Origin of the sequence: Variovorax sp. EL159 (genome assembly GCF_900100965.1) — a bacterium.
GTDB lineage: Bacteria > Pseudomonadota > Gammaproteobacteria > Burkholderiales > Burkholderiaceae_C > Variovorax.
Genome location: NZ_FMUJ01000002.1, coordinates 1,282,891 through 1,292,523, shown reverse-complemented (window position 1 = coordinate 1,292,523; position 9,633 = coordinate 1,282,891). Strand labels below are relative to the sequence as shown.

Here is a 9,633-nt window from a genome sequence, read left to right as displayed (position 1 = left end):
GAGAGCTTCGTGGCCCTGGCCCTGCCTCGCTCCCTGGAGCTGGTGGTCAGCCTCCTGGCCATCCTGAAGGCCGGCGCCGCCTACGTCCCCCTGGACGTGGACTACCCCAAGGACCGCCTGGCGTTCATGCTGGAGGACGCTGCGCCGGCCTGCATGATCAGCAACCGCGCCACCGCAGCGATCCTGCCTCCGGGCGTGCCCACGCTCAGCCTGGACGATACGTCGCTCACAGCCTCGCTGGCCGCCGCGCCCCTTGCCAACCCCACCGACCACGACCGCGTTCGGCCACTGCGTCCCGCCAACCCCGCGTACGTCATCTACACCTCGGGGTCTACCGGCAAGCCAAAGGGCGTGGTGATTTCACAGCAGAACGTCGTGCGGCTCCTCGGTGCGACGGAGCAATGGTTTGGATTCGGTCCGCAGGACGTATGGACCCTGTTCCATTCGCACGCCTTCGACTTCTCGGTCTGGGAGCTCTGGGGCGCTCTGCTTCGCGGCGGGCAGTTGATCGTCGTTCCGAGTTTGATCAGCCGTTCCCCCGCAGAGTTCTTGAGCCTGCTCGTGCGCAAGCAGGTGACCGTCCTCAATCAGACACCATCGGCATTCCATCAACTGGCGCAGGCCGAGCGGGAGCACCCGGAGCTGCAGGCCGGCCTGGCTTTGCGCTGCGTGATTTTCGGCGGCGAAGCGCTTGAACTCCGGCTCCTGAAGGACTGGTATGAGAGACACGGCGATGAAGCGCCGTCACTCATCAACATGTACGGCATCACAGAAACGACCGTTCATGTCACCTACGCCGCGTTGAGCAAGGCGCTCATGGGCAGCGACGCCAACAGTCTCATCGGCCGCGGCATTCCGGACCTGCGGACCTACGTTCTGGACGCGGCACTGCAGCCGGTGCCTGTAGGCGTGACGGGTGAGCTGTACATCGCGGGCGCGGGCCTGGCGCGCGGCTATCTGAACAGGCCCGCCCTGAGCGCCGAGCGCTTCGTGGCCAGCCCCTTCGGCCCACCGGGCAGCCGCATGTACCGCTCCGGCGACCTGGCGCGCTGGCGAACCGATGGCGTGCTCGACTTCCTCGGGCGCGCCGACCAGCAGGTCAAGATCCGGGGATTCCGCATCGAGCTCGGTGAAATCGAGGCCGCACTGTCTTGGCAGCCCGGCGTCGCTCAGACCGCCGTCATCGCGCGCGAGGACGCACCAGGAAACAAGCAACTGGTGGGCTACGTCGTGGCTGCCACCGGACAGAGCGTCGACACCGCAGCCCTGCGTCGTGCGCTGACCACCGATCTGCCCGACCACATGGTTCCCGCAGCCATCGTCGTGCTCGATGCCCTGCCCCTGACGCCCAACGGCAAGCTCGACCGCAAGGCCCTGCCCGCGCCCGACTTCACGCTCCGCAGCATTCGCGCCCCGCGCACTCCGCAGGAAGAAATCCTGGCCAACCTCTTCGCCGAGGTCCTGCGCCTGCCCCAGGTGGGCATCGACGACAACTTCTTCGACCTGGGCGGCCACTCGCTGCTGGTCACCAGGCTCGTGAGCCGCATCCGCTCCGCATTGGGCGTGGAGCTACCCATCCGCGTGCTGTTTGAAGCGCCCACGGTCGCACAGCTGGGCCACAGGCTCGTCGGTGCGCAGTCTGCCCGTGCGGTCCTGCAGCCGATGGCGAGGCCCGAACTTATTCCGGTGTCGCTTTCCCAACGACGGCTCTGGCTCCTGTACCAGATCGACGGCCCCACGCCCACCTACAACGTGGCCATGGCCTTGCGGCTGAAGGGGCGGGTTGACGATTCAGCGCTGGAACTGGCCTTGGGCGACCTGGTCGGCCGTCACGAAAGCCTGCGCACTGTCTTCAGGGACACGGACGACGCAACACCCTTGCAGCAGATTCTTGCGCCCGAAGGTGCGCATCTTGCGATGCAGGTAGAAACGGCGTCCGAAGCCACGCTGGCGCAACGACTCGCCGAGGCAACCGCGTACTGCTTCCAGCTGGGCAGCGAGATTCCGTTTCGCGCCTGGTTGTTCCACCTTGATGCGGATCAGCACGTGCTGTTGCTGCTGTGCCATCACATCGCCAGTGACGGATGGTCGCTCGCACCGCTGGCACGCGATTTGTCCCTGGCCTACGCCGCGCGTGGCCAGGGCCAGCCACCGGCATGGACACCTTTGCCGGTGCAGTACGCCGACTACACGCTCTGGCAGCACGAACTGCTGGGCAGCGAGCGCAATCCCGACAGCGTCATCACCAAGCAACTGCGCTACTGGCAACGCACGCTCGCCGGCCTGCCCGAGCAGTTGGAACTCCCTACCGACAGGCCGCGCCCCACGGTGTCCAGCCACCACGGCGAGAGCGTCGCGTTCCGGCTCGACGTGGGCCTGCATCAGGAGCTGCTGACCCTTGCACGCGAGGGGCAGGCCAGTCTGTTCATGGTGCTTCAGGCTGCACTGGCCACCTTGTTCACCCGCCTGGGCGCAGGCACCGACATCCCGCTGGGCAGCCCGATCGCTGGGCGCACGGATGAAGCGCTCGACGACCTGGTGGGCTTCTTCCTGAACACCCTGGTACTGCGCACCGATACCTCTGGCAACCCGAGCTTTCGCGAGTTGCTGGCACGCGTGCGCGAAACCAACCTGAGTGCCTACGCGCACCAGGACCTGCCGTTCGAGCGGCTGGTGGAGGTGCTCAACCCCGCGCGTTCCATGGCTCGCCATCCCTTGTTCCAGGTCTCGCTGGTGCTGCAGAACAATGCCCGCGCCAGCTTCGCCTTGCCGGGACTGGAGATCAGCGCACAACCCATCGGCCTGAACACCGCCAAATTCGACCTGTCGTTCGAGCTGTGGGAACAGCGTGCCAAGGACGGCTCGCCGCAAGGCATTTCGGGCCGGCTCGAATTCGCCACCGACCTGTTCGACCGCGCCACTGTCGAATTGCTCGGCGACCGGTTGGGGTACGTTCTTGCTGCCGTTGCACAGGACCCCGCCCAGCCCATCGGGCAGATCGGAATCCTGCAGCCCGGGGAGCGTGAGCAGATCCTCCAGGGATGGAACGACACCGCGCACCCCGTGCCCCTCGCCACCCTGCCCGCGCTCTTCGAGCAGCAAGCGGCACGTGCGCCGGACGCGATCGCACTCGTGTTCGACGACGCCTCGCTCAGCTACGGCGAGCTCAATACACGCGCCAATCGCCTCGCCCACCATCTGATCGCGCAAGGCGTGGGACCGGAGGGCTTCGTGGCGCTCGCACTGCCGCGCTCACCAGAAATGATTACGGCGATCCTGGCGATCCTCAAGGCTGGCGCCGCTTACCTGCCGCTGGACGTGGACTACCCCAAAGAGCGCCTGGCCTTCATGCTGGAAGACGCGGCGCCCGTCTGCACGATCACCGACATCGCCACCGCGCAATTGCTGCCGGCGGGCGTGCCCAGCCTGTGCCTCGACGACCCGTCCCTCGTGGCCGAGTTGGCCCGGTCATCCGGGCTCGACATCAGCGATGCCGGGCGCCGGGCGCCGCTCGCCATGCTCAACCCGGCCTACGTCATCTATACCTCGGGCTCCACCGGCAGGCCGAAGGGCGTGGTCACCACCCACGAAGATGTCGCCCATCTGGCGCTCAATTCTCGTTGGCAGGGGAGCGGCCCGGCCAGGGTCCTTCAGCACTCGACGCACACCTTCGACGCGTCCACCTTCGAGCTGTGGATGCCTCTCTTGAGTGGAGGGCAGGTCATCCTCGCGCCTGCGCGGGAGCTCGACATTCCCACGCTGCGAGACTTGATCGCCCATCAGCGCATCAACACCCTGTGGCTCACCGCAGGCCTGTTCCATCTCTTCGCCGAAGAAGATCCAAGCTGCTTCGAAGGATTGCAGCATCTGCTCGCGGGGGGCGATGTGTTGCTCCCCACGGCCGTCCGGCGGGTGCTTGCGCGTTGCCCGTCCCTCACGCTGACGAACGGCTACGGACCGACGGAGACGACCACCTTCGCCACGCTGCATTCCCTTCGCCATCCGCTCCAGGCAAATCGGGGCATCCCGATCGGCTCTGCGCTGGGTAACACCCAGCTCTACGTGCTGGACGCACAGCTGAACCCGGTCCCCGCGGGCGTACCGGGCGAGCTGTATATCGCAGGCACCGGGCTGGCGCGCGGCTATCTGAACAGAGCCGGCCTGAGCGCCGAGCGCTTCGTGGCCAACCCCTTCGGCGCGCCGGGCAGCCGCATGTACCGCAGCGGCGATCTCGCGCGATGGCGCACCAACGGGGTGCTCGACTTCCTTGGGCGCGCCGACCAGCAGGTCAAGATCCGTGGGTTCCGCATCGAGCTCGGCGACGTCGAGACGGCCCTGACGGGCTTGCCCGACATTGCCCAGGCCGTCGTCATCGCCCGTGAGGAGCAGCCCGGGCACAAGCAGCTCGTGGGCTATGTCGTGGCACAGGATGCCCAGCGCGTGGAGGCGCAGGCCGTGCGCCGCACACTGGCAGACCGATTGCCCGACTACATGGTGCCCGCGGCCATCGTGGTGCTGGACAGCCTGCCGCTCACACCCAACGGCAAGCTCGACCGCAAGGCACTTCCAGCGCCGGACTTCACATCCCGGAGCGTTCGAGCCCCTCGCACGCCACAGGAAGAGACTCTGGTGGCGCTTTTCGCGGAAGTCCTGCGCCTGCCCCAGGTGGGCATCGACGACAACTTCTTCGACCTGGGCGGCCACTCGCTGCTGGCCACCAAGCTCGTTGGCCGCATCCGCTCGGCACTGGGCATCGAGCTGGCCATCCGCACGCTGTTCGAGAGTCCCACCGTCGACCAGTTGAGCGAAAGCATCAACTCGAGCCGCCAGTCGAACTCCTTCGATGTGATGATTCCGCTGCGCCTGACCGGCCACCTGCCGCCGCTCTTCTGCATTCATCCGGCAGCCGGACTCAGTTGGGGGTTTTCGTCGCTCATCAAGCACCTGGGGAAAGACCGTCCGGTCTACGGACTTCAGGCACGCGGATTCACGGAATTCGATCGCATGCCAAAAACGATCGAGGAAATGGCGGCCGACTACCTCGACCAGATCATGAAGGTCCAACCGACGGGCCCCTACAACATATTGGGCTGGTCATTCGGCGGCTATGTGGCCTACGAGATCATTCACATCCTTTCGAAGAGGAAGGAAGCCAACAACAGGCTCATTCTTCTGGACACGTATCCGCCCACGGATCGCACGCACGTGCAGTCTTCGCCGGAAAAAAGAGCGAGGACCTACAACGAATACAGGAAATTCTTCGTGAACCAGGCAACCTATTCCAAGGACCAGGGAGAGGAATCGGTCGAAAAGATGTGGCAGGTCGTCAAGAACAACATCTCGATGTTCGACAGGTACAGGCCGCCGACGATCAACGAGAACCTCACCCTCTTTGTTGCCACCAAGACATTCCGCCTTCCCAACCCTGACGCATGGTCTCCCTACGTGAGCGGGCAAATAAACATCCACGAAATTCCATGCCCTCACGGAACAATGACAGCGCCGGAATCGATGGCTCAGATCGGCCGGATTCTGACCACGCATCTGGACTGAGTTCGGGCAGGCGACTTTCCAACAGCCAGGCACCATGAATCGCAGCGACCCCATCCCCTCGCTCTCCACCGCCGCGCGAGACAGGCAGCCCGTGCAGAGCAAGGGCTCCGAATGGCATGTGCTGCGCCGGCTTTTTCCGTACCTGTGGCACTACAAATGGCGTGTGGTGGCGGCGCTTACGCTGATGGTGGGTTCCAGGCTCGCCAACATCGGCGTCATCGTCGTTTTCAAGATACTCATCGACACCGTCACCCCCCACCTGAACAAGACGCAGAGCATGCTGGTGGTGCCGGTTGCCCTGCTCACGATCTACGGGGTGCTGCGGTTTTCGAGTTCGCTGTTCAACGAGTTGCGCGAACTGGTGTTCGCGAAGGCCACCGAGGGTGCAGCGCGCAGCATCGCGTTGGAGGTGTTCGAGCACCTGTATGCGCTATCGCTGCGCTTTCACCTCGAAAGGCGCACCGGCGGCATGACGCGCGACATAGAGCGCGGGACACGCGCGGTGCGCTCGCTGATCGCCATGTCGCTCTACAGCATCGTGCCCACCATCATCGAATTGGCCCTGGTGCTGGCCATCCTCGGCGTGAAGTTCGGCGTGCTCTTTCTGCTGATCGCGGCGATCTCGCTGGCGCTCTACATGGTCTTCACCAAGGTGGTGACCGATTGGCGCACGCAGTTTCGCAAGGTCATGAACGAGATCGACTCGAAGACGCACAGCCACGCGATCGATTCGCTGCTCAACTACGAGACGGTCAAGTATTTCAACAACGAAGCCCTTGAGGCGCGCCGCTACAAGGACGGGTTGGGGCAACTGAGCGAGGCGGCGCTGAAGAGCCAGATCTCCTTGAGCCTGCTCAATGCCGGGCAGCAGTTTCTCATTACCTTGGGCATGTCGCTCATTCTTTGGCGCGCGGCCGCGGGCGTGGTCGAGGGCCATCTGACGCTGGGCGACCTGGTGATGGTCAACGCCTTCATGATCCAGCTGTTCATTCCACTCAATCTGCTGGGCGCGGTCTACCGCGAGATCAAGCAGAGCCTGACCGATCTGGACCGGATGTTCGTGCTGCTCGGCACGAAGTGCGAGGTACTGGATGCCCCGGATGCGCATGCACTCTCGGGCAGCAACTCCGAGGTGCGTTTTGAGGACGTGAGCTTTGGGTACGACCCGAGTCATCCGCTTCTCAGGCACATGAGCTTTGAGATTCCCGCCGGCAAGACCGTGGCGGTGGTCGGTGCATCGGGCGCGGGCAAGTCGACACTGGCGCGGCTCCTGTACCGCTTCTACGATGTTCAGGAAGGCCGCATCACCATCGGTGGCGAAGACATCCGGCAGGTCACGCAGTCGAGCTTGCGGCAGGCCATCGGCATCGTGCCGCAAGACACCGTGCTGTTCAACGACACGGTGGCCTACAACATCGCCTACGGCCGCCCGGACGCCAGCCACGACGAGGTGGTGGCTGCAGCCACGGCGGCGCGCATCCACGACTTCATCATGGCCACGCCCAAGGGCTACGAAACCCCCGTGGGCGAGCGCGGCCTCAAATTGTCGGGGGGCGAAAAACAGCGCCTCGCCATCGCACGCACCTTGCTGAAGAACCCGCCGCTGCTGATCTTCGACGAGGCCACGTCGGCGCTGGACTCCGCCAACGAGCGCGCCATCCAGGCCGAACTGGCCAGCGCCTTGCGCGGCAGAACCACGCTCGTGATCGCACACAGGCTCTCGACTGTCGTGGACGCACACGAGATCCTCGTGATGAACGCAGGCAGCATCGTGGAGCGCGGCACCCATGCCCAGTTGCTTGCCAAAGGCGGGGACTATGCCCACATGTGGGCGCTGCAGAAAGAGGGGCGTGTACCCGCCGAAAAGGGCGAATAGACTGGCACGCTATGCAGCAAACGCCCTCTTCTTCCTCCTTCAGCAGCGGCTGGCTCGGTGGTGCGATCCGCCGCATCGAGGCCGACTACCAGCGCAGTGCCGACACGCACCTGATCCCGCTGCCGCTGTCCGCGCTCGCCGCGCAGGGCATCGACCTGTACCTGAAGGACGAATCGACGCACCCGACCGGCAGCCTCAAGCACCGGCTCGCGCGCTCGCTCTTTCTCTATGCGCTGTGCAATGGCTGGGTGCGCGAAGGCACGACCATCGTCGAGGCGTCCAGCGGCTCGACGGCCGTGAGCGAGGCCTACTTCGCGCGGCTGCTGGGCCTGCCCTTCATCGCGGTGATGCCGCGCACCACCTCGCCCGAGAAGATCGCGCAGATCGCCTTCTATGGCGCCAGTTGCCACTTCGTCGATCACGCGGCGCAGGTCTACGAAGAAGCGCGCGCGCTGGCCGAGCGCACCGGGGGCCACTACATGGACCAGTTCACGTATGCCGAGCGCGCGACCGACTGGCGCGGCAACAACAACATCGCCGAGAGCATGTTCCAGCAGATGGCGCGCGAGCGGCATCCCGTGCCGCGGTGGATCGTGGTGGGCGCCGGCACCGGCGGCACCAGCGCCACCATCGGGCGCTACCTGCGCTTTCGCGGTCACGACACGCAGGTGTGCGTGGCCGACCCCGAAGGCTCGGTGTTCTCGGCCTACCACCGCACGGGCGACGCCACGCTCACCGCCGCGGGCTCGCGCATCGAAGGCATCGGCCGTCCGCGCGTGGAACCCAGCTTCATCCGCACGCTGGTCGATCGCATGATCGAGGTGCCGAACCTCGACTCGGTGGCGGCGATGCATGCGCTGTCGGCACTGCTTGGGCGCAAGGTCGGCCCGTCGACCGGCACCAACTTCATCGGCATGCTCGCCGTGGCGCAGGAGATGCGCGCGGCGGGCCAGCAAGGCTCGATTCTTTCGCTGCTGTGCGATGCGGGCGAGCGCTACCTGCCGAGCTACCACGATGCGGCGTGGGTGCGAAACGCCTTCGGCGACATCGGCCCGGTGCAGCAGCGCATCGACGCGCTGGTTGCTGCCTGATGCCCGCATCTTTCACGCTGTCGCGGCGCGGCCTGCTGCTGGCCGCACTGTGCGCGGGGCCGGCGGCCTGGGCCTTGCCTGCGCGCACGCTGCAGTTTCCGCGCGACTTCGGCAGCCACCCCGATCTGCATACCGAGTGGTGGTACATCACCGGCCACGCGAAAACCTCGGCTGGACGCGAGTTCGGTTTTCAGGTCACCTTCTTCCGCTCACGCATCGAGGCCACGCAGAACATGCGCTCGGCCTTCGCGGCCAAGAACCTCGTGTTCGCGCATGCGGCCATCACCGACCTCGAAGGCCGCGTGCTGCTGCACGACCAGCGCATCGCACGCGCGGGCTTCGGCGTTGCGTCGGCGAGCGAGGCCGACACCGACGCGCGCATCCGCGACTGGTCGCTGGCGCGCAAGGACGGCAGCTATTCGGCGCACATCCCCGCTGGCGAATTCACGCTCGACCTGCGCTTCACGCCGACGCAACCGGTGCTGCTGCAAGGCAATGCCGGCCTCTCGCGCAAGGGGCCCGACGAAGCACAGGCCAGCTACTACTACAGCGAGCCGCAGCTCAAGGCGCAGGGCAAGCTGATGCTCAAGGGCCAGGCCTTCGAGGTCGACGGCGCGGCCTGGCTCGACCACGAATGGAGCGAGGCGTTGATGCACCCCGAGGCCGTGGGCTGGGACTGGATCGGCATGAACCTCGACGACGGCAGCGCCCTCACCGCCTTCCACCTGCGCCGCGCCGATGGCAGCGCGCTGTGGGGCGGCGGCTCGTTCCGCGCGCGTGACGGTGCGGCGCGCATCTTCAAGAACGACGAGGTGCGCTTCGAGGCCCTCAATGCGTGGACCAGTCCGCGCACGCAGGCGAAGTACCCGACGCAATGGCGCGTGCAAACGCCCTCGGGCAACTTCGAGGTGCGCGCCCTGCTCGACGACCAGGAACTCGACAGCCGCGGATCGACGGGCGGCGTGTACTGGGAGGGCCTCAGCGACCTGCTCGATGCGCAGGGCCGCCGCGTGGGGCGCGGTTACCTCGAAATGACCGGTTACGCCGCCCCCCTTCGCCTGTAACGGTTGTAGCGCAACGCAAGCCCCGACAACCGGCCACGGGCCGCGTGCG

Annotated in this window: 4 protein-coding genes; all 4 read left to right on the top strand. The window is 65.7% G+C overall.

The features are described from left to right. Nucleotides 1–9: 9 nt before the first annotated feature. The 4 genes from BLQ28_RS12170 to BLQ28_RS12155 are packed head-to-tail and all read left to right on the top strand — an operon-like array spanning nt 10 to nt 9,584. Nucleotides 10–5,553: an amino acid adenylation domain-containing protein gene (locus BLQ28_RS12170; protein ID WP_093239332.1), complete on the top strand. Its 5,544-nt coding sequence runs from the start codon at nt 10–12 to the stop codon at nt 5,551–5,553. A gap of 34 nt (nt 5,554–5,587) precedes the next feature. Beyond that, the gene (locus BLQ28_RS12165) at nt 5,588–7,429 is read left to right on the top strand and encodes an ABCB family ABC transporter ATP-binding protein/permease (protein ID WP_093239330.1); all 1,842 of its coding nucleotides are present in this window, start codon (nt 5,588–5,590) and stop codon (nt 7,427–7,429) included. Between the two features lie 11 nt (nt 7,430–7,440). Further along, nucleotides 7,441–8,520: a PLP-dependent cysteine synthase family protein gene (locus BLQ28_RS12160; protein WP_093239329.1), complete on the top strand. Its 1,080-nt coding sequence runs from the start codon at nt 7,441–7,443 to the stop codon at nt 8,518–8,520. Beyond that, on the top strand, nt 8,520–9,584 hold the full coding sequence (locus BLQ28_RS12155) for a lipocalin-like domain-containing protein (protein WP_176801073.1): 1,065 nt from the start codon (nt 8,520–8,522) through the stop codon (nt 9,582–9,584). The genes BLQ28_RS12160 and BLQ28_RS12155 overlap by 1 nt, the downstream gene beginning before the upstream one ends. Nucleotides 9,585–9,633 lie beyond the last annotated feature (49 nt).

What these genes read in the sequence shown, in the direction of transcription:
- BLQ28_RS12155 (WP_176801073.1), top strand. Translation starts at nt 8,520, where the DNA reads ATGCCCGCATCTTTCACGCTGTCGCGGCGCGGCCTGCTGCTGGCCGCA.
- BLQ28_RS12160 (WP_093239329.1), top strand. Translation starts at nt 7,441, where the DNA reads ATGCAGCAAACGCCCTCTTCTTCCTCCTTCAGCAGCGGCTGGCTCGGT.
- BLQ28_RS12165 (WP_093239330.1), top strand. Translation starts at nt 5,588, where the DNA reads ATGAATCGCAGCGACCCCATCCCCTCGCTCTCCACCGCCGCGCGAGAC.